The organism is Mesorhizobium sp. M1403, from assembly GCF_040317695.1.
Classification (GTDB): Bacteria; Pseudomonadota; Alphaproteobacteria; order Rhizobiales; family Rhizobiaceae; genus Mesorhizobium.
Map to the genome: position 1 here is coordinate 159,338 of NZ_JAMYKY010000004.1, position 23,332 is coordinate 182,669.

Sequence of the window (23,332 nt, forward strand, 5' to 3'; positions counted from 1 at the left end):
TCCCACCCCCCTCAGTCCTGCCGGCCATCTCCCCACAGAGGGGGGTGGGAAGAAATGCCGGCCGGATTTTTTTTGGCTTCGTTCTAAGCTTTCTCCTCCTCCCTCTCACCGTTCTCGCGGCCGAATTGCCGGCGCTGACCGGACGGGTCGTCGACAATGCCGGCATCATCGATGCCGCGACCAAGGCGGCGCTGACGCAGAAGCTTGCCGATTTCGAGACCAAGGGTTCGGACCAGATCGTCGTTGCGACCATTCCCAGCCTCGACGGCGAGGAGATCGAGCCTTACGCCAACCGGTTGTTTCGCGCCTGGAAACTCGGCCAGGCGAAGGAGAACAACGGCGTGCTTTTGCTGGTGGCGCCGAACGACCGCAAGATGCGCATCGAGGTCGGCTATGGGCTTGAAGGCACGCTGACTGACCTGCACACCAAGTTGATCATCGAAAATGACATGGTGCCGGCCTTCCGTGCCGGCGATTTCTCCGGCGGCATCAGCAAGGCCCTCGACGACATGATCATGGTGCTGGAAGGCAATCCCGAAGAGCTGGAAGCGCGCGGCGAACGCAACCAGCAGCCGCCGTTCAACAGCGACGATCTGTTCTTCACCATCTTCATAGCCATCTGGGCAATCATCTTTTTCGGCGGCCTCGCAGCCTCCATCCTGCCGCCGATCTTCGGCCAGAAGATCGGTCCCGGCCGCTATCGCTGGCTGGGCATGACCTTCGAGCCGAGCCGGCGGTCGTCCGGCGGCTGGTCGGGAGGTTCCGGCGGGGGATGGTCGTCGGGTTCAAGCGGTGGCGGGTTTTCCGGCGGCGGCGGTTCGTCCGGCGGCGGCGGCTCCTCGGGAAGCTGGTGACGAGATGACAAGACACGCCGTCAGCCCGGTGGAATCCGGCCGTTTCATCAAAATGACCGGCACCGCGCTGTTGGCCATAGCGGTGCTGCTGTTCGGCTTCGCGGCCTTCGCCGCCGAATTGCCGGCGCTGACCGGACGGGTCGTCGACAATGCCGGCATCATCGATGCCGCGACCGAGGTGGCGCTGACGCAGAAGCTTGCCGATTTCGAGACCAAGGGGTCCGACCAGATCGTCGTCGCGACCATTCCCAGCCTCGACGGCGAGGAGATCGAGCCTTACGCCAACCGGTTGTTTCGCGCCTGGAAACTCGGCCAGGCGAAGGAGAACAACGGCGTCCTGCTTCTGGTGGCGCCGAACGACCGCAAGATGCGCATCGAGGTCGGCTATGGGCTTGAAGGCACGCTGACCGACCTGCACACCAAGTTGATCATCGAAAACGACATGGTGCCGGCCTTCCGTGCCGGCGATTTCTCAGGCGGCATCAGCAAGGCCGTCGACGACATGATCATGGTGCTGGAAGGCAATCCCGAAGAGCTGGAGGCGCGCGGCAAGCGCAATCCGGCGAATGACAATCCTGTCGATCCCATCTTCATGCTGTTCATCATCCTGTGGGCGACGATGTTCTTCGGCGGCTTGGCAATGGCGTTCCTGCCGCCGATCTTCGGCACGAAACTGTCGCCGGGCGTGTACAAGTGGCTGGGCATGACGTTCCGCTACGGCCGCGGGCCAGGTTCGTCACCCTCCGGTGGCGGTGCCTGGACGTCGGGGACCTCGTCCGGCAGTGGCTGGTCGTCGGGAAGTTCAGGCAGTGGTTGGTCGTCAGGAAGTTCCGGCGGCGGGTTTTCCGGCGGCGGCGGTTCGTCCGGTGGCGGCGGTTCTTCAGGAAGCTGGTGAGACATCAATCATGGCAACACGACCGATCAGCCCCGAGGATCATGAGCGCATCGCCGATGCGATCCGCGCTGCCGAATCAAAGACCGACGGCGAGATCTACTGCGTCGTGGCGCATGCAAGCGACGGCTATTTCTTCCCGGCCGCCTTCATGGCGATGCTCGGCATGCTCGTCGTCAGCCTCGCCGTCGGTTACGGGCTGGAAGCCTGGTGGCTGTCGATCCGCTTGCCGCATTTCGTCATAGCCGAGCTTCTGGCGCTTGCCAGTGTGCTCATCCTGTTGTGGGCATTGCCCGCATTGCGCATCCATTTGGTGCCGAGGCGGCTGCGCTACCAGGCCGCCCACGCCAATGCGATGAAGCAGTTCCTCGCCCGCAACGTCCACCGCACCGCGGCGCGCACCGGCGTGCTGGTGTTCGTCTCGATCGCCGAGCGCTATGCTGAAGTGGTCGCCGACAGCGGCATCGATTCTCGTGTCGGCCAGCATGTCTGGGACGGTGTCGTCCGCGACCTTACGGCGCATGCCGGCGACGATCGGCTTGCCGACGGCTTCGTCAGGGCGGTCGAAGCGGTCGGTGCGGTACTGGCCGAGCATTTTCCGGTGTCGACCGGCGACAGCAACGAACTGGACGACCATCTGGTCGAGATTTGATCTCGCTAAAGGCGGTTTTGCAGCGTCTCAAGGACGCACCGTTCGGCTGTGCGAAAGCATCGCAGTGGCTGACCGGACTCTTGCAATCGGGCGCCGCGGGTTTATGGTTAACCAATCATGAATACGCTGAGCATCGACATCAGGAAAGCCGAGCCGCGCGATGCAGCCGCCATTGCCGACGTGCATCTCGAGGCCTGGCGCGGCGCCTATTCGGGCATCATCCCACACCGCACTCTGACATCGATGATCAACCGCCGCGGTGCCGACTGGTGGGCGAATGCCATTCGCCGCGCCGCCACCGTCCTGGTCGTCGAAATCGGCGGCAAAATTGCCGGCTACGCGACGATCGGCAAGAACCGTGCCCGCGAACTCAGGCAGCAGGGCGAGATCTACGAGCTTTACCTGCGGCCGGAATATCAAGGCATCGGGCTCGGCAGCCGGCTGTTCTCGGCGGCACGGGCACGGCTGGCCGACCATGGCTTGAAGGGCATGGTGGTGTGGGCGCTGGAAGACAATCAGAACGCACTTGCCTTCTATGCCGGCGCCGGCGGTCGCGATGTGGCCGAGGGCGTCGAGATATTCGAGCAGAAGGCGCTGAAGAAGGTCGCTTTCGTCTGGGAATGACGGCCAGCGCATGATCCGACCGGTTTCGGTTCGGACGATCCCCCAGTACCATTCGCCGCATTGCACCATTCGCCGTCGCCCGCTATCGATCTTCAATCGAGAGAGGGATAAAGCGATGCGTATCGAAGCGATTGCCAGCGGAAAGAACCCGCCCGAGGACGTCAACGTCATTATCGAGGTGCCGATCGGCGGTGAGCCGATCAAGTACGAGATGGACAAGGAGGCCGGCACGCTGTTCGTCGACCGCTTCCTGCACACGTCGATGCGCTATCCCGGCAATTACGGTTTCGTACCGCACACGCTGTCGGGCGACGGCGACCCGATCGACGTGCTGGTCTGCAACACACGCGCGCTGGTGCCGGGCTGCGTCATCAATGTGCGGCCGATCGGCGTGCTGGTGATGGAGGACAATGCCGGCCAGGACGAGAAGGTCATCGCGGTTCCTTCGCCCAAGCTGACCTTGCGCTATGAGGACGTTCACGAATACACGCAGCTGCCTGATATCACCCGCCAGCAGGTGCAGCATTTTTTCGAGCACTACAAGGATCTCGAACCCGGCAAATGGGTCAAGATCGAGGGCTGGTACGATGCCGCCTATGCCAAGAAGATGATCGTCGAGGCAATCGAGCGGGCCAAGCGCAAGTAATTGACGGGCGCAAATAGTCAGTTATCGACGCGGCCGAAATCGGGTGTGTTGCCCAGCATCACACGCTTGTCCTTGCCGCAGGCGAAGATGCGTGCCTTCTCGTCGGCAAGCTTACGCGCCTGATCGTTGGCGGCGGGATTGCCGGTGGCGAGCACAAGAGCGATCGTGCAGCCTTCGTGGGCGCCAGGCTGGGCAACCTTGGCGACGATCAGCACTTCCGTCGACTTGTTCTCGCCCTCGCTATCGCTGATCGAGCGACGATGGATGACTGCAAAAGGAACGGTCATATCGCCCTTGGTTTCGATACGCCACTCGACTTTGGGTCCAGCCGAGTTGAGGCCGGAAAAGCTTTCCCAGACCGTGGTCATGTCGCCAGGTGGAAACCCGTAGAACAGAGATTCCCGCGCGTCGTCGTAGGAAACCATCACCGGGTAGCCGCCATAGCCCGAACAGGCGAGGTCGGCCCAGTCGCCGTCGCCTTCCTCCGCCTGGGCATAAGTCACGCAGTCCTTCTCCCAGACGAGATCGGTATAGACGCTGGATATGTCGCCAGCCCGGGCCGCCTGGCAGAAACCGGCGAGGACAAGCAGGATCAAAAGAGCGCGCATGGCGGACAACTCCGTTCGGGCTGCCGCAGCGTACCGTCAAATTCAGCAGCAGCCTAGACGAAGTCAGGCTGCTCACAGTGACCTGGTAAACGGAACGCTATTTCCTCAAGCTTGCCTCGATCAGAAGATCGGCGTTGCGGGCCACCGACTGCGCCGGTCCGCCGGCACCGAACAACTGGCCGCTGATATAGGCTCCCTCGATCAGGAGCAGCAGCCCGTCACCCAGCGTGTCGGCGTCGCCGGCGCCCATCGCCGCCGCCATAGCACGCAGGCGCCGGCGCAATTCCTGCTTGTTGGCCTCGCTCACGACGCGGGCCGGATGGCCGTGTTCGGGATATTCGACCGCGGCATTGGTCATGCCGCAGCCGCGATAGTCGGGCCTTTGCGTGCGCTTGCCGACACGCGTCAGGAAGGCGACGATCTGCGCGCGCGGATCGCCGGGATGGGCATTCACCGCCTCGTCGAAGCGCTCCCAGAATTCGAGGTCATAGTGCCGAAGATAGGATGCGGCCAACTCATCCTTGGACGGAAAGCTGCGGTAGAGGCTTGGCTTGGTGACGCCGGCACGCCGTACGATCTCGTCGACGCCGATCGCCCTGATGCCTTGCCGGTAGAACAGGTCGCGCGCCACCTGGAGAATCCGTTCGGCGGCGCGAGGCAGCGGTGCGCCATTCTCCTTGATCGTTGGTTCAATGCTTTTCATGTCTGGTTTGCCGATTGCCTGGTTGACAATGTTACCGGTCGGTACGTATGTTCCGCACCTCTGAAACGTACCGGTCAGTAACATGATAGCTCAATCCCGCCCGTTTGGCCAGCGCTACGCTTTCGTCGTGGTCGCCGTCATCTTCCTCTGCCTGCTGATCGCCGCGGGCCTGCGTTCGGCGCCGGCAGTCATGATGCTGCCGCTGGAGAATAGTTTCGGCTGGCGGCGCGACGTCGTCTCGCTGGCCGCGGCCACCGGCATCTTCCTCTATGGCCTGACTGGGCCGTTTGCCGCGGCGCTGATGGAGCGGATCGGGCTGCGCCGCACCTTGCTTGCCGCGCTGCTGTTGATGTCGGGATCGACCGCGCTCAGCCTGCTGATGACCAAGCCGTGGCATCTGCTCCTCACCTGGGGCGTGTTTTCCGGCATCAGCTCGGGCGCCGTCGCCACCGTGCTCGGCGCCACCATCGTCAACCGCTGGTTCAAGACCAATCGCGGCCTTGTGATGGGACTGATGTCGGCGTCCAGCGCCACCGGGCTGCTGGTCTTCCTGCCGCTGCTCGCCTCGCTCGCCCAGTCTGGCGGCTGGAAGCCGGTCGCCATTGCCATTGCCGTGGCCACCGCCGCCTTGGTGCCGCTGGTTTATATGCTGGTACCGGAGCGTCCGGCCGCGATCGGCATGGTCCGCTATGGCGCCGAGCTCGACGATGTGCCGCCCGCGCCGCCGGCCGCGCAAGGCAATTTCCTCGCGCATACGCTGAGCACGTTGCGCCGCGCCGCCGGTACGCGTGTGTTCTGGTACCTGTTCGCCACCTTCTTCGTTTGCGGCTTCACCACCAACGGGTTGGTCGGCACGCACCTGATCGCCTTTTGCGGCGATATGGGCATCGGCGAAGTGCAGGCCGCAGGCCTGCTCTCGATGATGGGCATCTTCGATCTTATTGGCACGACGCTGTCGGGCTGGCTCACCGACCGTTTCGACCCGCGCAAGCTGCTCGGCATCTATTACGGCATTCGCGGCCTGTCGCTGATCTATCTGCCCTATTCCGGCTTCTCGGCGACCAGCCTGATCATCTTCGCAGTATTTTACGGACTGGACTGGATCGCCACGGTGCCGCCGACGTTGCGGCTTTCCAACGAGGCGTTCGGCGACCGCAGCGGGCCGATCGTCTTCGGCTGGATCGTCGCCGGCCATCAAGTCGGCGCAGCGACAGCGGCCTTTTTCGGTGGCACTATGCGTGAGTTGCAGGGCAATTACGAGCTTGCCTTCCTGATCGCCGGCATGACGGCAATAGCCGCCGCCTGCATCTCGCTGCTGATCAACACCAGCCGCCCGGCGTTCGATCCTGAACCGCAGGCGGCATAGCTTCTCGTTGCAGGAGAGATGCCGTCGGCCAAATTGCCGATCTCCCCCCTCGTGGGGGAGATGCCCGGCAGGGCAGAGGGGGCGCGAAGGTTCGCCAGCCTCCGACTTTACGCAATGTTCTGCCCAAACTCCGCTGCTCCGTCTGATTTCTTTCTGATTTGTACGTCGGCGGGACAGCGCCCCCCTCTGGCCTGCCGGCCATCTCCCCCGCAAGGGACCCGCAAGGGGGGAGATCAGCAGCTTCGCCGCCGAGCGGTCCAGCCTTCCCGCTTGTTGATGTCAGAAAACCTTCATCGTTTCGAAATGTGCCTGAAACATTGAAGCTGGAGCTTGGCGGCGACGTTCAACGCCATCCAGGAGACAGCCATGAACAAGATTTCAATGACGCGGCGCGCTTTCGTCACGTCGGCCAGCGCCGTTGGCCTGGTCGGCGCCTCGGGTCTCGCCCTTCCCTATTACTCGCGCGCCAATCAGCGCCCGGCCTTCACCCATGGCATTCAGTCCGGCGATGTCGACGCGACCAGCGGCATGGTCTGGACGCGCACGGACCGGCCGTCGCGCGTCATGTTCGAAGTGTCGTCGACGGAAAATTTCGCCAATGCCGTCCGCCTGGCGCCGCTCGATACGTCGCCGGCCAGCGACTATACGGTGAAGCGGCTGCTTACCGATCTCGCCTCCGACCAGGACATTTTCTACCGCATGGTCGCGGCCGATCTTGCCGACATCAACGCCGTTTCGGAGCCGATCGTCGGCCGCTTCCGCACGGCACCTGCCTCGAAGCGCGACATTCGTTTCGCCTGGTCGGGCGACACCGCCGGCCAAGGCTGGGGCATCGACGAGACCGGCATGAAGACCTACGCCACGATCGCCAAGCACACGCCCGACTTCTTCCTGCATTCGGGCGATACGGTCTATGCCGATGGTGCGATGAAGGACGAGGTCGACCTGCCCAATGGCGACAAGTGGAAAAACACAGTGCTGATCGACGAAAAGCGCAAGGTTGCCGAGACGCTGGACGAATACCGGGCGCAGTGGAAATACAACATGATGGACAAGAACGTTCTTGCGCTCAGTGCCATCTGCCCGACTTTCTATCAGTGGGACGACCATGAGGTGCTTAACAACTGGTCGGACTCGAAGGACCTGACCGCCGACGACCGCTACACCGAAAAATCGATCCATGTGCTGGCGGCACGTGCTGCGCGCGCCTTCCACGAGATGACGACGATCCGCTACGAACTGTCGGAGCCGGGCCGCGTCTACCGCAAGATCGCTTATGGGCCGCTGCTCGATGTGTTCTTCCTCGACATGCGTTCCTACCGCGGCCCCAACGGCCCGGATATGCAGGAGACGATGACGCCGCAATCGCGCATCCTCGGCGAACAGCAGATTAAGTGGTTGAAGCGTGAGCTGGCAAATTCCAACGCGACGTGGAAAATCATCGCCGCCGACATGCCGCTCGGCCTCGTGGTCTGGAATGACGGTACCAAGAAAGTCGGGGCCGAGGCAGTCAGCAATGGCGACAATGGCCCGGCCAAGGGGCGCGAGCTGGAAATTGCCGACCTTCTTCGCTATATAAAGAACGCGGGCATCAGCAATACCGTTTGGCTCACCGCAGACGTGCATTACACGGCCGCGCATTACTACAATCCGGACAAGGCGCAGTTCCAGGACTTCAATCCGTTCTGGGAATTCGTTTCGGGTCCGATCCATTCAGGCACGTTCGGACCGAATGGTTTCGACATGACCTTCGGCCCGGAGCTGAAGTTCATCAAGGCACCGACTGCCGAGCAGGGTCAGAACCTGCCGCCGTCGGCCGGCCTGCAGTTCTTCGGACTTGTGGATATCGATGGCGCTACAGAGCAGCTGACGGTGCGGCTGATGGATCGCGACGACAGCGAACTCTACAAGGTCACGCTCGATCCGGTGCGGTCGGCGTGAGCGACTGCACCATTATCCTCGGGCCAGCCCGAGGGTAGGACGTGTATCAATCGGGATAGCAGACGACGGGAATGTTGGGCCAGACGGCGCCGTCGCATCCGGCATTTTGCTGCCTTTGCTTGAAGGCGGCGCTGACTGGCCCGGTCACCACCGGGTCGACGCCATCGGGAGCATCGGCAAAAAGCTGCTCCGCCGACCGCTTGTCGGACGGCAGGGCAGTCCGCGTCTCCTTGAACGACGCGGCCGACTGCGCCGCGCCTGCCGCGAGGAGGACGGCGAGTGCGCTACATGCCAAAATCGGCCGGAGTCTGCTGCCTGCGTCGATCATGAAATTCGAACTGCCCGGACCATGAAAGGTTCCGCCTTGGTTAATAATTCCACTTCACACCAAGACATTTAAGATTTGGTGACTTTATTTGGTGACTCGCCTCCTCTTTCGCAATTGCGAAAAACCCTGTATGAGCCGCCCAACCGAAAGAGGCAGCGCCTTTTGGCCTGCTGCCTGCAACGCTCCCGAGACCAAAACATGAAAATCCGCAATATCGCGATCATCGCGCACGTCGACCATGGAAAAACCACCCTCGTCGATCAGCTCCTGAAACAGTCCGGCTCGTTCCGCGACAACCAGCGCGTCGCCGAGCGCGCCATGGATTCGAACGATCTCGAAAAGGAACGCGGCATCACCATCCTGGCCAAGGCGACCTCGGTCGACTGGAAGGGCACCCGCATCAACATCGTCGACACGCCCGGCCACGCCGACTTCGGCGGTGAGGTCGAGCGCATCCTGTCGATGGTGGATTCGGCCATCGTGCTGGTCGACGCCGCCGAGGGGCCGATGCCGCAGACCAAGTTTGTCGTCGGCAAGGCGCTCAAGGTCGGACTGAAGCCGATCGTCGTCATCAACAAGATCGACCGGCCGGATGCTCGCCACGTCGAGGTGGTCAACGAGGTGTTCGACCTGTTTGCCGCGCTTGACGCGACCGACGAGCAGCTCGACTTCCCGATCCTTTACGGTTCGGGCCGTGACGGCTGGGTCTCCGAAAACCCCGAAGGTCCGAAGGACCAGGCTCTGGCGCCGCTGTTCGACCTCGTCATCAAGCACGTGCCGGCGCCGACCGTTCATCCTGGCCCGTTCCGCATGATCGGCACCATTCTGGAAGCCAATCCGTTCCTCGGCCGCATCATCACCGGCCGTATCGAATCCGGCACGCTGAAATCCAACCAGGCGGTCAAGGTGCTGCACCATGATGGCACCCAGGTCGAAACCGGCCGCATCTCGAAGATCCTTGCTTTTCGCGGGCTCGAGCGCCAGCCCATCGACGAAGCGCAGGCAGGCGACATCGTCGCCATCGCCGGCTTGTCGAAAGGCACCGTCGCCGACACGTTCTGCGACCTGTCGGTGACCGAGCCGCTGCACGCGCAGCCTATCGATCCGCCGACGGTGACGATGTCGTTCCTGGTCAACGATTCACCGCTGGCGGGCACCGAAGGCGACAAGGTGACCAGCCGCGTCATCCGGGACCGCCTGCTGCGCGAGGCCGAAGGCAATGTCGCGCTGAAGATCGAGGAATCGCCGGACAAGGATTCGTTCTTCGTCTCCGGACGCGGCGAATTGCAGCTGGCCGTGCTGATCGAGACGATGCGCCGCGAAGGTTTTGAGATCGCCGTGTCGCGGCCGCGCGTCGTCATGCAGAAGGGCGAGAACGGCGAATTGCTGGAGCCGGTCGAGGAAGTCGTCATCGACGTTGACGAGGAGCATGCCGGCGTCGTCGTGCAAAAAATGTCGGAGCGCAAGGCCGAGATGGTCGAGCTGCGCCCTTCGGGCGGCAATCGCCAGCGCATCGTCTTCCACGCGCCGACGCGCGGCCTGATCGGCTACCAGTCGGAACTGCTGACCGACACGCGCGGCACCGCCGTGATGAACCGGCTGTTCCACGCCTACGAACCCTATAAGGGTGAGCTGCCCGGCCGCACCAACGGCGTGCTGATCTCAAACGAACAGGGTGAATCGGTGGCCTATGCCATGTGGAACCTGGAAGACCGCGGCCCGATGGTCATCGACCCCGGCGTCAAGGTCTATCAGGGCATGATCATCGGTATCCATTCCAGGGACAACGACCTCGAAGTCAACGTGCTCAAGGGCAAGAAGCTGACGAACATCCGCGCCGCCGGCAAGGACGAGGCGGTAAAACTGACGCCGCCGATCCGCATGACGCTGGAACGCGCGCTGGCCTGGATCCAGGACGACGAGCTGGTCGAGGTGACGCCGAAGACCATCCGCCTGCGCAAGCTCTATCTCGACCCGAACGAGCGCAAGCGTTTCGAGAAGTCGGCGAAAGTGGTCGGCGCGGCGTAAGCCACTTTTCTCAGCCACTATGAGGGAGGGAGCACGTGCGTGCTTCCTCCCTTTATCTTACCCGCCGGCAGCCGCGATAATGCCGTCCCGGTCTGGATCGCTAGACAGGTCGATGCGGATCGCCGTTCCCGCCCGGGCCGGCCTGCGCAAGGCTTTGGCCCCATCCGGACCAACCACCAGCAATCGCTTCTCTTCCCAAACCTGAAGCCGCGATCGCGGGACACCGAGTTCGTTGGCGAGCAACCGGTCGAGCCGCAGCGCTGTCGGCATTTCGAGCTCGAGCTGGAGTTCGAGGGCGGCGGTGTTTTCCGGCCTGTCCCCGAGCACCTGCTTATGAACGGCGGCTTCAGGAAACTCCTCGACGCGCCCGATCCTGCTTCGCAGTGCGGCAATATCGAAAGCATGGCGCCGCGCCAGGACCGGATCGTTGCGTTCGAGCGCCTGCAATATTGCCGGTTCGATATCGCGGCGACTGCATCGCTCCAGAATGCCGAAATTCCAGGAATTGTCGCAATCGATGCAGCGGTAAATCAACCAGGCATCAATGCGTTTGCCATTGGCATTGACCCGGAATTTGCCGCTGCAGCGATAGGCTTTCAGACCGCCGCAGCGATTGCAGTTGAGGTGAGGTCGCGGTGCGGTCTTGGGCGCGATCGTCCAGCGGATACGCAGTATCGAAGGCATGCCGAAAAGCCCTTCCCGTCGGGAAGTTCGTCAGATCGGCGATGTCGAGATGCCCCTGCGGGCACGGCGTGGCGAGAGACTGCGGCAGTTGGAAATCAGGTGTCGCGGGTTATGCGCGACAGCGGTTCAGCAGTGCCAAACCGGTCTCGAACCGCCACCCTGAAGAACAGATGATGTGAAAACAGGCACCGCGACTGCGACGCCCTGCTCTGTGTCGGGGGAGTTGGCGAGACCGGCGGTTACGTAGGCAAAGTGAAGCTCGGAAAGGATTTCGAGACGACACTTCTAGCCGCGAGGTGCCTGGCCGACAAGCCTTCTTTCGGTGGACGCTACCGTCGCCGGAACAGTTGGGTTATGTTGAAGCGTCCAAAAATTTCTAACGAGATCCGCGTCATGCATTTCACGTCGCTTCTGATTTTTGCCGGCGCCCTGCTTGTTGCCGCCGGCTCGCCGGGCCCGTCGATTGCCGCACTTGTGGCGCGGGTCATCGCAAAAGGGTTTCGCGACGTGTTTCCGTTCCTGCTTGCCATGTGGATCGGCGAAGCGATCTGGCTATCACTGGCGGTGTTTGGCCTCGCCGTGGTGGCGCAGACGTTCCACTTCGCCTTTGTCGTCGTGAAATGGGTTGGCGTCGTCTATCTCGCCTGGCTTGCCTGGAAGATGTGGACCGCACCGGTCGAGGCAAAAGAAGGTTCGCTGCCGCGCGAAGATTCGCCCGTCAGACTGTTCTTTGCCGGCATGGCGGTAACGCTCGGCAACCCCAAGATCATGATGTTCTATCTGGCGCTGCTGCCGACCATCATCGATCTCGGTTCAGTCAGCGTGATCGGCTGGGTCGAGCTGACGGCGACCATGGCCGTGGTGCTGGTCGCCATCGATTTGACCTGGGTGCTCGCCGCATCGCAGGCGCGCAAGCTCTTGAGGAGCAAACGGGCGATGAAGATCGCCAACCGCGTCAGCGCCGGCACCATGGCCGGCGCTGCGGCGGCGATCGCGGCGCGGTCTTGAGCCGCCGCGTCAACCCATTTCGATTATCGGTGCGATCTCGACGCTGAAACCCGGGTCCGTCAGGATAGGACAATCCTTGGCTTTGCGGACGGCATCGTCGATGTCGTTCGCTTCGATGATGGTGTAACCGGCGGTCGGATTGCTGCCGCCATTGTTCTCGACCTTGCCGCCGGGCAGCAGGGTCTTCGACATGCCGACTGGATTGCCACCGTCGACCACGGCTGAGCCAAGCTTGCCGTACCAGCCGTTCCAGGCATCCATCGCTGCCTTCCGTTCGGCCTCCTCGGTCGGCATCTTGCCCGAGCCGTGATAGACGTAGAGAAATTTCGCCATGTTCTCCTCCTTTGATCGGCGGCATCGAACCGGCATGCGGTCATGCCGCATGCCGATCATCGGACCAAACCGGCAAACAAGCAACGAGAATGAGATGTAGCTAATATATACGACCGCGGTGCCCTATCGCGCCATCGCGTGATATTCATCGTTCGGCCGCATATCGATCGCCGATGCCAGCCGGTTCGACATGTTGAAGAACGCGGCAGTCGAGGCGATATCCCAGATGTCGCGGTCGGAAAAGCCCACTTGCCGCAGCGCCGCCCGGTCGGCTGCGACGATCTTTGCCGGCTGCTCGGTCAGCTTCACCGCGAATTCGAGCATGGCGCGCTGCCTGTCTGACAGCTCGGCGGCGCGAAAATTCATCACCATCATCTCGCCGAAGGCCGGGTCGCCGGAAAGCTGGCGCACCGCCGCGCCATGTGCAACCAGGCAATAATAGCAATGGTTGACCGATGAGACGACCACCGCGATCATCTCTCGCTCCAGCTTCGACAGGCCGGATTCACCCAGCATCAAATCATTGTACATGTCGGTGAAAGCGCGCAGCTTCTTCTCGTCGAAGGCGTAGGCGAGCAGCACATTGGGAACGAGGCCGAGCTTCTCCCGGCATTTGGCGAAATAGGCGTTGGTCGCTTCGCTCAGCTCCGCCGGTGCGAGGTCAAGCGCGGTGATTTTGTCTGTCATAGGGGATTTCTCCTCGTTTTCCGCCAGGCTGCCGGTGAATTCCGACATTTCGTCGCAAGCCGTCAAACCTTTGTCGCCAAATACCCGTCATCTGCTACGATAGTTGTAAAAACATGACGGGAGGGAATTAGCTCATGGCCGGCCTGAAATCCGCAAGCCAGTTGAAAAAGATGAGTCCGGCCAAGGGCAGCGAAAAGCCCGGCAGGCTTGCCGACTACTTGCTGGCCCGAGCTCCGGCCGAAGATGTCGCCGCCTACGACGTCATCGATCTCGAACGCGCTGCCGAACTCGCCGGCCGCGCTGTCGCCCGGCACAAGAAGGACGACTGCGTCGTTGCCATAGACGTCGATTCCGGTGTCGTCCGCCAAGGCCGGCCGATGACGGTGATCACCGTCGTCAACGACAACATGCCGTTCCTGTTCGATTCCGTCCTCGGTGAGATTACAGAGAGCGCCGGCGAGCCGCTGCTGGTTACCCACCCGGTCATCGTGGTCAGGCACGGCAAGAACGGCGTCGAGGAAATCCTCGGCGATGGCGGTTATGCCAAGGGCGAGCACAGCCATGACCGGCTGAGCGTCATCCATGTCCATATCGGCCGCCTTTCGGCCGAGCAGGCCGAAGGCCTTTCCGCACGCCTGACGAAGCTGCTCGGTCAGGTGCGCGCCGCCGTCATCGACTGGAAGCCGATGCTTGCCCGCCTCGACCAGGCGATCTCGGAATTCCGCTACTCGCCGGTGCCGCTCGACAAGGCCCATGTCACCGAGGCGATCGCCTTCCTCGAATGGCTGCGCGACGACAATTTCACCTTTCTAGGCATGCGTGAATTCAAATACACCGGCGGCGAGAAGAGCGGCATGCTCGAGCGTGCCGAAAAGCCCGGCCTCGGCATCCTTTCCGATCCCGACGTGCTGGTGCTCAGGCGTGGCACCGAAGCGGTGAGCACGACGCCGGAAATCCGCGCCTTCCTGCATGGGCCGGAACCGCTGATCGTCACCAAGGCCAACGCCAAGTCATCGGTGCACCGCCGCATCTACCTCGACTACATCGGCGTCAAGACCTACACCGGCAAAGGCGTGCTTTCGGGCGAGCTGCGCATCGTCGGACTGTTCACCTCGACTGCTTATACGCGCTCGGTGATGAAAATCCCCTATCTGCGCTCGAAGGCCGAAACCGTCATTGCCAAATCCGGCTTCAATCCCGGCGACCACTCCGGCAAGGCATTGATCAACGTGCTGGAGAGCTATCCGCGCGACGAGTTGTTCCAGGTTCCGGTGCCGATCCTGCGCAAGCATGCCGAAGCCATACTGGGATTGATCGAGCGGCCGCGCGTCAGGGCATTGGTGCGTGTCGACCAGTTCGACCGCTTCGTCTCCGTGCTCGTCTTCGTGCCGCGCGACCGCTACGACAGCGTCGTGCGCGAGAAGATCGGCACCTATCTGAAGACCGTCTTCGAAGGCCGGCTGTCGGCCTATTATCCGGCCTTCCCGGAAGGCGGGCTGGCGCGCGTCCACTTCATCATCGGCCGCTCCGGCGGCAAGACGCCGAAGGTCGAGCAGGCGACGATCGAGGCGGCGATTCGCGACATCGTACGGACCTGGGACGATGCACTGCGCGAGACCGCGACCGAGACCGGCGCCGAAGCGAGACTCACGGCCATCGCCTCGCGCTTTTCGGAAAGTTATCGCGACAGTTTCCCGCCGGCCGTGGCGCTGGCCGATGCCGGGCGCATCGCCAGGCTCGATGCGTCGAATCCGATCGCCATCGACTATTACCGTCACGCCGTCCAGAAGCCGCATCAGGCGGCGTTGAAGATCTATCACCATGGCAGCCCGGTGGCGCTGTCGCGGCGCGTGCCCGTGCTGGAAAACATCGGTTTTCGCGTCATCAGCGAGCGTACTTTCGAGGTCGGCGACAATCAATCCGGCATGGTCTTCATCCACGATATGGAACTTGAGAACAGCTACGGCAGGCCGATCGACCTCGGCAATGGCGGCGCGCTGTTCGAGGACGCGTTCCTTTCCGTCTGGCGCGGCAATGTCGACAATGACGGTTATAACGGCCTCGCCCAGACCGCAGGCCTGTGGTCGGGCGAGATCACCGTCCTGCGCGCCTATGGCCGCTATCTGCAGCAGGCCGGTATCCCGCAGAGCCAGGATTTCATCGCCGCCGCACTCAACCGCTATCCCGAGATCGCCCGCGGCTTGCATGCGCTGTTCGTCGCCCGCCTCGGCCCGACGGCTGAGACGGAAGGCGTCGTTCAGGCCAAACATCTGAAGGCCAAGATCACGGATGCGCTGGAAGACGTTCCCAACATCGACGACGACACCATCATCCGCCGTTATCTGAACCTGATCGAAGCCTCGCTGCGCACCAATCATTTCGTTGCCGATACGAAAGAGAAGGGCCAATCACTGGCGATCAAGCTCGATTCGCAATCGGTCGACGGGCTGCCGGCGCCGCGGCCATGGCGGGAGATCTTCGTCTACGGCTCCGAGGTCGAGGGCGTGCATCTGCGCTTCGGCCCGGTCGCGCGCGGCGGCCTGCGCTGGTCGGACCGTGCCCAGGACTATCGCACCGAGGTGCTCGGCCTGGTCAAGGCACAGCAGGTCAAGAATGCGGTGATCGTGCCGGTTGGCGCCAAGGGCGGCTTCTACCCGAAAAAGCTGCCGATGAGCGCCGGGCGCGACGCCATTTTCGAGGCCGGCACGGCCGCCTACAAGAATTACGTTTCCAGCCTGTTGTCGATCACCGACAATATCGGCCTGGACGGCGTCATCCCGCCAGCCGGCGTGGTGCGGCGCGATCAGGATGATCCGTATTTCGTCGTCGCCGCGGACAAGGGAACGGCGACCTTCTCGGACACCGCCAACGCCATAAGCGAAAGGCACGGCTTCTGGCTCGACGACGCTTTCGCCAGCGGCGGTTCGGCCGGATACGACCACAAGAAGATGGGCATCACCGCGAGGGGCGCCTGGGAAGCAGTCAAGCGGCATTTCCGCGAGATGAACCGCGACATCCAAACCACGCCGTTCACTGTCGTCGGCGTCGGCGACATGTCGGGCGACGTGTTCGGCAACGGCATGCTGCTGTCGGAGCAGACCCGGCTGATAGCCGCCTTTGATCATCGCGACATCTTCATCGATCCCGATCCCGACATGGCGGCTTCGATGGCCGAGCGCCGGCGTATGTTCGCTCTCGCCCGTTCAAGCTGGCAGGATTACGACAAGACGAAGCTGTCGGAGGGCGGCATCATCGTCTCGCGCAGCCAGAAGTCGATCACCTTGCCGGCGCCCGCGGCTGCGGCGATCGGCCTCGGCAAGACAACGGCCACGCCAGTCGAGATCATGAGTGCCATCCTCAAGGCGCCGGCAGACCTTTTGTGGTTCGGCGGCATCGGCACCTATGTCAGGGCATCGAGCGAGACCAACCAGGACGTCGGCGACCGCGCCAATGACGCGATCCGCATCACCGCGCTCGACCTGCGTGCCAAGGTCATCGGTGAGGGCGCCAATCTCGGTGTCACGCAGCGGGCGCGCATCGAATTCGGATTGAATGGCGGCCGCTGCAACTCAGATGCGATCGACAATTCGGGCGGCGTGAACTGCTCCGACGTCGAGGTCAACATCAAGATCGCGCTGGCTTCCGCCATGCGCAAGGGATCGCTGACGCGGCCGGCGCGCAACAAATTGCTGGCCGAAATGACCGACGAGGTCAGCGCCCTGGTGCTGTCCAACAACTACCAGCAGACGCTGGCGCTGTCCCTTGCCCGCAAGCGCGGCCTTGCCGACATCGCCCATCAGAGCCGTTTCATGGCGGCGCTGGAGGCGCGCGGACTGCTCGACCGTGCCGTCGAGACGCTGCCGTCGCCGGCGGCCCTTGCCGAGCGCGAAGCGCGCGGCGAGCCGCTGACCAGGGCCGAGCTCGGCGTGCTGCTCGCCTATGCCAAAATCGTGCTGTTTTCCGACATCGTCGTCAGCGACGTGCCGGACGACCAGCATTTCGACCGCGACCTGATGGGCTATTTCCCGGACCGAATGGCGAAGAAATATGCGTCCGAAATCCACGGCCATCGCCTGCGCCGCGAGATCATCGCCCGTGTCGTCGCCAACGATCTGGTCAATCGCGGCGGTCCGTCCTTCGTCAACAGGCTGCAGGAAGCGACCGGGCGCAGTGCCGCCGATGTCGTGCGCACCTTCGCGGTGGTGCGGGACGGCTTTGCGTTGCCGGCGCTCTATCGCCAGATCGACGCGCTCGACAACCAGATCGACGGGCAGATCCAACTCGACCTCTATCAGGCGGTCAGCCGGCTGATCTTTATGACGAGCGGCTGGTACCTGAAGAATGATGCCGGCACCGCGCCGCTCGGGCAGCGGATCACCGAATTGCAGGATGCGCGCAAGGCGTTGGAGCCGAAGCTCGTGTCGCTGCTGCCGGCCTTCTCTCGCGAGCGGATCGAGGAGCGGCGGCACGGCCTGTCGAAGGGCGGCGCGCCGGAGAGTCTTGCCGAACAGCTGGCGCTGACCGACGTGGCGGAACTCATCCCCGACATCGCGCTGACGGCGCGGACGGCGAGTGCCGGCATCGTCGCTGCCGCCAAGGCGTTCTTTGCAGTCAGCGATGTCTTCCGCATCCCGCGCGTCGAGGACGCGGCGCGCTCGATCACGCCCTCGGATTATTACGATCAGCTGGCCCTTTCCCGCGCCACCGACACGATTGGGGCGGCCAGGCGCGGCATCGCCGTGGCGGCACTCACCGGCCATGCCGAGGCGGCGGATCCGGTGACTGGATGGTTGGAGTCCGGCGGCGAACGGGTCGGACGCATCCGCGAGCGGCTGCAGGCGCTGACCGAGGGCGGCGACATCACCGTGTCCCGGCTGTCGGTGGCGTCCGGCCTGATGAGTGATCTGACGGCGCTGTGAGAAGTCTTCCACATGGCGCGGGATTGCCGGGAAGAACTGCGCTATAGAGCGAACGGCGCGCGGCGTTGGGGCGCCCGGAGCATGATCGCGAACGTAACGATCGGCTTTTGGACAAGATCGTGCTCAACAAGAAGACGGAGCATCATGCCGATTCGATCGGCATGGAGAGCTCCAGCGGAGGGGACATGGCTGAGGTGGCAGTGCAGCGTGCGTCGGGACGCGGCATCTGGGGATGGATGCTGTTCGACTGGGCGGCCCAGCCGTTCTTCACGGTCGTCACCACCTTCATCTTCGGTCCTTATTTCGTCTCGCGAATGGCCAGCAATCCCGAGACCGGGCAAGCGGCCTGGGGCTACGGCATCGCCGCCGCCGGCCTCGTCATCGCCGTTTTGTCGCCGATCCTCGGCTCGATCGCCGATCAGACCGGACCACGCAAACCGTGGATAGCCTTCTTCGCCGCGGTCAAGATCACCAGCCTCACCCTGCTGTGGTTCGCCGCGCCCGGCTCCAACCTTTTTCTGGTCGTGGCGTTGTTCTCGCTGGCGTCGGTCGCGGCGGAATTCTCGACCGTGTTCAATGATTCGATGATGCCGCGCCTGGTGCCGAAGAGCGACATCGGTCGGATCTCGAACATGGCCTGGGGGCTCGGCTATCTCGGCGGCATGATCGCGCTGATCTTCGTCGTTACCGTCATGGCCGGCTCGCCTGAAACCGGCAAGACCGTCGTTGGGCTCGACCCGATCTTCGGCCTCGACCCCAGGCTAGGCGAGGACGCGCGCGCCACCGGACCGTTGTCGGCGGCCTGGTATTTCCTGTTCATCCTGCCGATGTTCTTTTTCACGCCCGATGCGATCAAAGGCATTCCAATCGGGCCGGCGGTGCGCGAGGGCCTGTCGGAACTGAAGTCGACGCTGGCCGAAGTGCGCCAGCGCAGCGGCATTTTTCGCTTTCTCGTCGCCCGCATGATCTATCAGGACGGCGTCAACGCGCTGCTGGCGCTGGGCGGAACGTTTGCGGCGGCGATGTTCCATTGGTCGATCACCGAGATCGGCCTGTTCGGCATCATCCTCAACGTCGTTGCCATCGTCGGCTGCCTGGTTGCCGCACGCCTCGATACAGCACTGGGTTCCAAGACCATCGTGATGATTTCGCTGGTCATGCTGAGCATTGCCACGATCGGCATCGTCTCGACCGGCCCGGGCTATACGCTGTTCGGCGCTTGGGTGATGCCCGGACTGGATGGTGGCGGATTGTTCGGCACGGCGGCGGAAAAAGCCTACATTTTCTACGGCTTGCTGATCGGGCTTGCCTTCGGGCCGGTGCAGGCATCGTCGCGCTCCTACATGGCGCGCAGCGTCTCCGCGGCCGAATCCGGCCGCTATTTCGGCATCTATGCGCTAGCCGGTCGGGCGACGAGTTTTGCCGCACCCTTCATGGTGGCCACGATCACCCTGGCCAGCGGCTCGGCGCGGCTCGGAATGGCGGCGATCGTGCTGTTCCTCGGCGCCGGCATGGCGATCCTGATCGGCACGCCCTATCCGGCGGATCGGCCGGCAGAGTGAGCTGCTCTTCCCCTCTCCCACAGCGGGAGGGTAAGGCGTCCTAATGCCGGAAGTGCCTCACTCCGGTGAAGACCATAGCAATGCCGTGAGCGTCGGCGGCGGCGATGACGTCGTCGTCGCGCATCGAGCCGCCGGGCTGGATGACGGCGGTGGCGCCGGCTTCGATTGCCGACAAAAGCCCATCCGCGAACGGGAAAAAGGCATCCGAGGCGATGACCGAGCCCTTGGTCAAAGGCTCCGTCAGACCGGCCGCCTCGGCCGCGTCGAGCGCCTTGCGCGCGGCGATGCGCGAGGAATCGACCCGGCTCATCTGGCCGGCGCCGATGCCGACGGTGGCGCCGTCCCTGGCATAGACGATGGCGTTCGACTTGACGTGCTTTGCCACGCGAAAGGCGAATTTCAGATCGGCCAATTCGGCCGATGTCGGCGCGCGCCGGGTCACCACTTTCAGCTCGAGGTCATCCACCACCGCATTGTCGCGGCCCTGGATGAGCAAGCCGCCAGCGACCGATTTTAAGCCAAAGCCCGCGGCGCGCGGGTCGGGCAGGCCGCCGGTGACCAGCAGGCGTAAATTCTTCTTGGCGCCAATGATGCGGATTGCATCATCGGACGCCTCCGGTGTGATGATCACTTCGGTAAAGGTCTTGACGATCTCTTCGGCGGTTGCGGCATCGAGGATGCGGTTCATGGCGACGATGCCGCCGTAGGCCGAGACCGGGTCGCAGGCCAGCGCCTTGGCATAGGCCGCTTGCAGCGAAGCGCCTTCGGCGACGCCGCACGGGTTGGCGTGCTTGATGATGGCTACCGCTGCGGAGCGGGTCGGATCGAACTCGCCGACCAGCTCGAAGGCGGCGTCGGTATCGTTGATGTTGTTGTAGGAAAGCTGCTTGCCCTGGAGCTGGCGTGCCGTGGCGACGCCCGGCCGCCTGTCACCATTGACATAGAAGCCGGCGCCCTGATGCGGGTTTTCGCCATAGCGCATCACCGATTGCAGCTTGCCGCCGAAGGCGCGCCATGTCGGATGCTCGATCTCAAGCGCCTCGGCGAACCATCCCGAGATCGCCGCATCGTAGGTGGCGGTGCGGGCAAAGGCCTTGGCTGCGAGCTTCTTGCGGAAATCCAGCGACAACGAGCCGAAATTCATCTCCAGCGCGTTGAGCACCGAGGCATAGTCGTCAGGGTCGGTGACGATGCCGACGTATGCGTGGTTCTTGGCCGAGGCACGGATCATCGCCGGGCCGCCGATGTCGATGTTTTCGACGATCGCGGCGTAGTCGGCGCCGGAGCGGCGCACCTCCTCGAATGGATAGAGATTGGAGACGACGAGATCGATCGGCTCAATGCCGTGGTCGCGCATCGCCGCGGCGTGCTCTGGATCGTCGCGCACGCCGAGCAGTGCACCATGCACCGACGGGTGCAGCGTCTTGACGCGCCCGTCCATGATCTCGGGAAAGCCGGTGAGCTCGGATACGTCGCGCACCGCCATGCCCGCATCGGCGAGGGCCTTTGCCGTGCCGCCGGTCGAGACCAGCTCGACGCCGGCCGAAGCCAGCGCCCTGGCGAAATCGATCAGGCCGGTCTTGTCGAAGACGGAGAGCAGCGCGCGACGGATGGGTACAAGGTCGGGCGCGGGAATATTCTTGGCGGCGACGGCCATGGGCTGGCGGCCTTTCCACGTGTGGTTGGAGAGCGTCCGCGGGCCGTAGCATATGAGGCCCGGAAATCAAGCCGCAAGGCTTGATCAGTGTCTGCCGTTGCCACCAGCTTCAGCTTTTTCCTGACGGCCGGCGATAATTGTCCGCGTCAGTTGCCAATGGACCTCGGGAATCTCCGAGGCCTTGAAGGCAAGCACGATCTGGCGGCTGCGGCGTGGGCCGCCAAGCCCGGCGAAATAGATCGATTCCTCGACCTCGGGTGCCACTTCGGTGGAGGTAAACACCCAGGTGTCGGCGTGGTCGGCGGTCAGCACCAGACGGTCATGCTCATCCTGGAGCACGTTTATGTCGGGATGGACATGGAAACGCACTGTAACGAAATCACGGCCATTGTTGCGGATAGAAGCGCCGCCCGGCCGCAGGAAGCGGTCCCTGCCGGCAAGCACATTGCCCTCGGTCGACAATTTCAGCTCGCGCTCATGCAGGAAGCCGAAGCGCGCCACATAGCCGTCATGGCGGGCGATGAAGCCCTGGCTGCCCTTCTGGTCGGTGCGCTTGCAAGGCACATGCTGCGGCCCGCCTATCAAAGGCGTGCCGAGCAGGTCGTTGACGCGCAAGGAGTGGTTGAAGCGCGCCGACGACGTGTCGTTGATGGTAGCGGTGGAGTGGGCGGCGGTGGCGCGGGCAAGCGGCCGGAACTCGGCGGCACCATAGGTGTCTATGCCGGCATTGACGATATAATGCTGGCGGCCCGACGACAATTCGAAGGCGAGGCATCCGGCGTGAGCAGCATTGGACACGTCGACGGGCGGCGGCGGGCCGGTATCGGCGATCACCGTGACACCACCCATCGACAGGCGCTCATAACCCGAATGCGGCGCGTGCAGCAGTGGTGCGCCGGCGGTGTCGTCGTGATGCAGGATGCTGGCGATGCGGTCGTGGATGGTGGCGCCCATGCCGTTGAAGCGGGCAAGGCTGCCATCCTGATGGCGAAAGAAGCGCAGTGCCGGCAGCATCCGGTCGATGGCGCCGATCAGGGCGGCCGGCGGTGTCTCGGCCTGATTGGCGTATGTCTGGCGCAATGGCAGAAGGTCGGCGAGGATTTCAAGCACGGTCATCGGATTACGCGAGATATGGCCGCCGTCAGGCAGGATCTGGCGGTCGAGCTCCTCGGCGAGATTGCGGGTGGCACCGCGCAGCGCCGAGGCCGGCGCCGGCAGCGACAAAGCGGCAAAGGCCAGCGCAATGCGGGCGCGCAGCCTGTCCTTGCCGTCCGGCATCTCGCGCACCATGGCGCGCAGATAGCGGATCTGGACGGCAAGCGATTTCAGGAACGCACGGTAGAACGGAAACTCGGCGCCCTGTAACACGATCGAGGAATGCTGCAGCCAGGCAATGACACGCTTGGCCGTCGTGCCGGGCTCCCAGGCGACGCCGGAAATATGGCTGCCATGGATTGCAATCCAGTCGGAAACCAACGCCCGCGCGTTGGCGGCGGCGAGTTCCGTACCCGCGGCACGCATATGGCGCAGCCAGCGAAAGCCGTGCAGCGTCTTTTGCCAGCCGGGATTGGGCACGTCGATCTGGAAGGGCGATTTGCCGCCGGTCTCGACCAGATGCCCCGAAAGCGGATAGCGGCCGTAATAGATCTCGAGTGCGATCTGAGGATCGGCGAGGCGCAGGTCCGGCGGGGCAATCAGGACGCGCTCCGGCGTGCGGCCGGAGTAGCGCCAGCGATAGAGTGGCCCGGCGCGCAAGCGCCGGCGCGTCTTGCGCCAGAACTCCCTCGCGACAAGCGTCCACAGACGCGTCGTGTTACCGGCAGCGATTGCCAAAACCCCT

At 63.3% G+C, this 23,332-nt stretch carries 19 protein-coding genes; 11 read left to right on the forward strand and 8 right to left on the reverse strand.

The genetic code is table 11. The features are described 5' to 3' along the window. Positions 1–44 precede the first annotated feature (44 nt). The 5 genes from NKH01_RS10320 (at position 45) to ppa (ending at position 3,668) form a co-directional block, all read left to right on the forward strand. Positions 45–854, forward strand: a complete 810-nt coding sequence (locus NKH01_RS10320) for a TPM domain-containing protein (RefSeq protein ID WP_502895830.1) — start codon at positions 45–47, stop codon at positions 852–854. A gap of 52 nt (positions 855–906) precedes the next feature. Continuing rightward, positions 907–1,749, forward strand: coding sequence for a TPM domain-containing protein (locus tag NKH01_RS10325; protein ID WP_352481111.1), 843 nt, complete (start codon positions 907–909; stop codon positions 1,747–1,749). Between the two features lie 10 nt (positions 1,750–1,759). Continuing rightward, positions 1,760–2,398, forward strand: coding sequence for a TPM domain-containing protein (locus tag NKH01_RS10330; protein WP_352494107.1), 639 nt, complete (start codon positions 1,760–1,762; stop codon positions 2,396–2,398). Positions 2,399–2,515: 117 nt separating this feature from the next. Then, a complete protein-coding gene (locus tag NKH01_RS10335; protein WP_023678138.1) occupies positions 2,516–3,022 on the forward strand; it encodes a GNAT family N-acetyltransferase in 507 nt (168 codons plus the stop codon). Positions 3,023–3,137: 115 nt separating this feature from the next. Then, positions 3,138–3,668: an inorganic diphosphatase gene (gene ppa / locus NKH01_RS10340; RefSeq protein ID WP_023721304.1), complete on the forward strand. Its 531-nt coding sequence runs from the start codon at positions 3,138–3,140 to the stop codon at positions 3,666–3,668. A 17-nt stretch (positions 3,669–3,685) separates the two neighbouring features. Here the strand turns inward: ppa and NKH01_RS10345 are convergent, their stop codons facing one another. Both NKH01_RS10345 and NKH01_RS10350 read right to left on the reverse strand, forming a co-directional pair. Further along, positions 3,686–4,276: a hypothetical protein gene (locus tag NKH01_RS10345; protein ID WP_353020099.1), complete on the reverse strand. Its 591-nt coding sequence runs from the start codon at positions 4,274–4,276 to the stop codon at positions 3,686–3,688. A 97-nt stretch (positions 4,277–4,373) separates the two neighbouring features. Continuing rightward, positions 4,374–4,979 (reverse strand): TetR/AcrR family transcriptional regulator, encoded by a 606-nt coding sequence (locus NKH01_RS10350; RefSeq protein ID WP_352480978.1) that lies wholly within the window; start codon positions 4,977–4,979, stop codon positions 4,374–4,376. A gap of 82 nt (positions 4,980–5,061) precedes the next feature. On the opposite strand from NKH01_RS10350, the gene NKH01_RS10355 reads away from it, so the two are divergent. Both NKH01_RS10355 and NKH01_RS10360 read left to right on the forward strand, forming a co-directional pair. Further along, entirely contained in the window at positions 5,062–6,345 is a 1,284-nt protein-coding gene (locus NKH01_RS10355) for an MFS transporter (RefSeq protein ID WP_031194621.1), read from the forward strand. A gap of 366 nt (positions 6,346–6,711) precedes the next feature. Beyond that, positions 6,712–8,286, forward strand: coding sequence for an alkaline phosphatase D family protein (locus tag NKH01_RS10360; RefSeq protein WP_353020100.1), 1,575 nt, complete (start codon positions 6,712–6,714; stop codon positions 8,284–8,286). A gap of 46 nt (positions 8,287–8,332) precedes the next feature. On the opposite strand, the gene NKH01_RS10365 is transcribed toward NKH01_RS10360, so the two are convergent. Further along, a complete protein-coding gene (locus NKH01_RS10365; RefSeq protein ID WP_352480975.1) occupies positions 8,333–8,614 on the reverse strand; it encodes a hypothetical protein in 282 nt (93 codons plus the stop codon). A gap of 198 nt (positions 8,615–8,812) precedes the next feature. On the opposite strand from NKH01_RS10365, the gene typA reads away from it, so the two are divergent. After that, the gene (gene typA, locus NKH01_RS10370) at positions 8,813–10,642 is read left to right on the forward strand and encodes a translational GTPase TypA (RefSeq protein WP_023719738.1); all 1,830 of its coding nucleotides are present in this window, start codon (positions 8,813–8,815) and stop codon (positions 10,640–10,642) included. Positions 10,643–10,699: 57 nt separating this feature from the next. Here the strand turns inward: typA and NKH01_RS10375 are convergent, their stop codons facing one another. Further along, the gene (locus tag NKH01_RS10375; protein ID WP_353020101.1) at positions 10,700–11,326 is read right to left on the reverse strand and encodes a DUF1062 domain-containing protein; all 627 of its coding nucleotides are present in this window, start codon (positions 11,324–11,326) and stop codon (positions 10,700–10,702) included. 393 nt (positions 11,327–11,719) lie between these two features. Here NKH01_RS10375 and NKH01_RS10380 point away from each other — a divergent pair, with 393 nt between their 5' ends. Next, positions 11,720–12,334: a LysE family translocator gene (locus NKH01_RS10380; RefSeq protein WP_352480973.1), complete on the forward strand. Its 615-nt coding sequence runs from the start codon at positions 11,720–11,722 to the stop codon at positions 12,332–12,334. Between the two features lie 9 nt (positions 12,335–12,343). On the opposite strand, the gene NKH01_RS10385 is transcribed toward NKH01_RS10380, so the two are convergent. Both NKH01_RS10385 and NKH01_RS10390 read right to left on the reverse strand, forming a co-directional pair. Continuing rightward, the gene (locus tag NKH01_RS10385; RefSeq protein ID WP_353020102.1) at positions 12,344–12,667 is read right to left on the reverse strand and encodes a YciI family protein; all 324 of its coding nucleotides are present in this window, start codon (positions 12,665–12,667) and stop codon (positions 12,344–12,346) included. A gap of 123 nt (positions 12,668–12,790) precedes the next feature. Further along, entirely contained in the window at positions 12,791–13,354 is a 564-nt protein-coding gene (locus tag NKH01_RS10390; RefSeq protein WP_023719735.1) for a peroxidase-related enzyme, read from the reverse strand. A 134-nt stretch (positions 13,355–13,488) separates the two neighbouring features. On the opposite strand from NKH01_RS10390, the gene NKH01_RS10395 reads away from it, so the two are divergent. Together NKH01_RS10395 and NKH01_RS10400 are read left to right on the forward strand one after the other, a co-directional pair. After that, a complete protein-coding gene (locus NKH01_RS10395) occupies positions 13,489–18,273 on the forward strand; it encodes an NAD-glutamate dehydrogenase (RefSeq protein WP_353020103.1) in 4,785 nt (1,594 codons plus the stop codon). Positions 18,274–18,458: 185 nt separating this feature from the next. Continuing rightward, entirely contained in the window at positions 18,459–19,835 is a 1,377-nt protein-coding gene (locus NKH01_RS10400; protein ID WP_353020228.1) for an MFS transporter, read from the forward strand. A 40-nt stretch (positions 19,836–19,875) separates the two neighbouring features. Here NKH01_RS10400 and purH read toward each other — a convergent pair whose 3' ends face one another. Continuing rightward, positions 19,876–21,492: a bifunctional phosphoribosylaminoimidazolecarboxamide formyltransferase/IMP cyclohydrolase gene (gene purH / locus NKH01_RS10405; RefSeq protein WP_353020105.1), complete on the reverse strand. Its 1,617-nt coding sequence runs from the start codon at positions 21,490–21,492 to the stop codon at positions 19,876–19,878. An 84-nt stretch (positions 21,493–21,576) separates the two neighbouring features. Continuing rightward, on the reverse strand, positions 21,577–23,325 hold the full coding sequence (locus NKH01_RS10410; RefSeq protein WP_352480969.1) for a heparinase II/III family protein: 1,749 nt from the start codon (positions 23,323–23,325) through the stop codon (positions 21,577–21,579). Between the last annotated feature and the right edge of the window lie 7 nt (positions 23,326–23,332).

Coding starts and splice junctions, on each gene's coding strand:
- NKH01_RS10400 (WP_353020228.1), top strand. CDS start 18,459: ATGGCTGAGGTGGCAGTGCAGCGTGCGTCGGGACGCGGCATCTGGGGA.
- NKH01_RS10395 (WP_353020103.1), top strand. CDS start 13,489: ATGGCCGGCCTGAAATCCGCAAGCCAGTTGAAAAAGATGAGTCCGGCC.
- NKH01_RS10380 (WP_352480973.1), top strand. CDS start 11,720: ATGCATTTCACGTCGCTTCTGATTTTTGCCGGCGCCCTGCTTGTTGCC.
- ppa (WP_023721304.1), top strand. CDS start 3,138: ATGCGTATCGAAGCGATTGCCAGCGGAAAGAACCCGCCCGAGGACGTC.
- NKH01_RS10345 (WP_353020099.1), bottom strand. CDS start 4,276: ATGCGCGCTCTTTTGATCCTGCTTGTCCTCGCCGGTTTCTGCCAGGCG.
- NKH01_RS10375 (WP_353020101.1), bottom strand. CDS start 11,326: ATGCCTTCGATACTGCGTATCCGCTGGACGATCGCGCCCAAGACCGCA.
- NKH01_RS10330 (WP_352494107.1), top strand. CDS start 1,760: ATGGCAACACGACCGATCAGCCCCGAGGATCATGAGCGCATCGCCGAT.
- NKH01_RS10335 (WP_023678138.1), top strand. CDS start 2,516: ATGAATACGCTGAGCATCGACATCAGGAAAGCCGAGCCGCGCGATGCA.
- NKH01_RS10355 (WP_031194621.1), top strand. CDS start 5,062: ATGATAGCTCAATCCCGCCCGTTTGGCCAGCGCTACGCTTTCGTCGTG.
- NKH01_RS10390 (WP_023719735.1), bottom strand. CDS start 13,354: ATGACAGACAAAATCACCGCGCTTGACCTCGCACCGGCGGAGCTGAGC.
- NKH01_RS10360 (WP_353020100.1), top strand. CDS start 6,712: ATGAACAAGATTTCAATGACGCGGCGCGCTTTCGTCACGTCGGCCAGC.
- NKH01_RS10385 (WP_353020102.1), bottom strand. CDS start 12,667: ATGGCGAAATTTCTCTACGTCTATCACGGCTCGGGCAAGATGCCGACC.
- NKH01_RS10365 (WP_352480975.1), bottom strand. CDS start 8,614: ATGATCGACGCAGGCAGCAGACTCCGGCCGATTTTGGCATGTAGCGCA.
- NKH01_RS10325 (WP_352481111.1), top strand. CDS start 907: ATGACCGGCACCGCGCTGTTGGCCATAGCGGTGCTGCTGTTCGGCTTC.
- typA (WP_023719738.1), top strand. CDS start 8,813: ATGAAAATCCGCAATATCGCGATCATCGCGCACGTCGACCATGGAAAA.
- purH (WP_353020105.1), bottom strand. CDS start 21,492: ATGGCCGTCGCCGCCAAGAATATTCCCGCGCCCGACCTTGTACCCATC.
- NKH01_RS10350 (WP_352480978.1), bottom strand. CDS start 4,979: ATGAAAAGCATTGAACCAACGATCAAGGAGAATGGCGCACCGCTGCCT.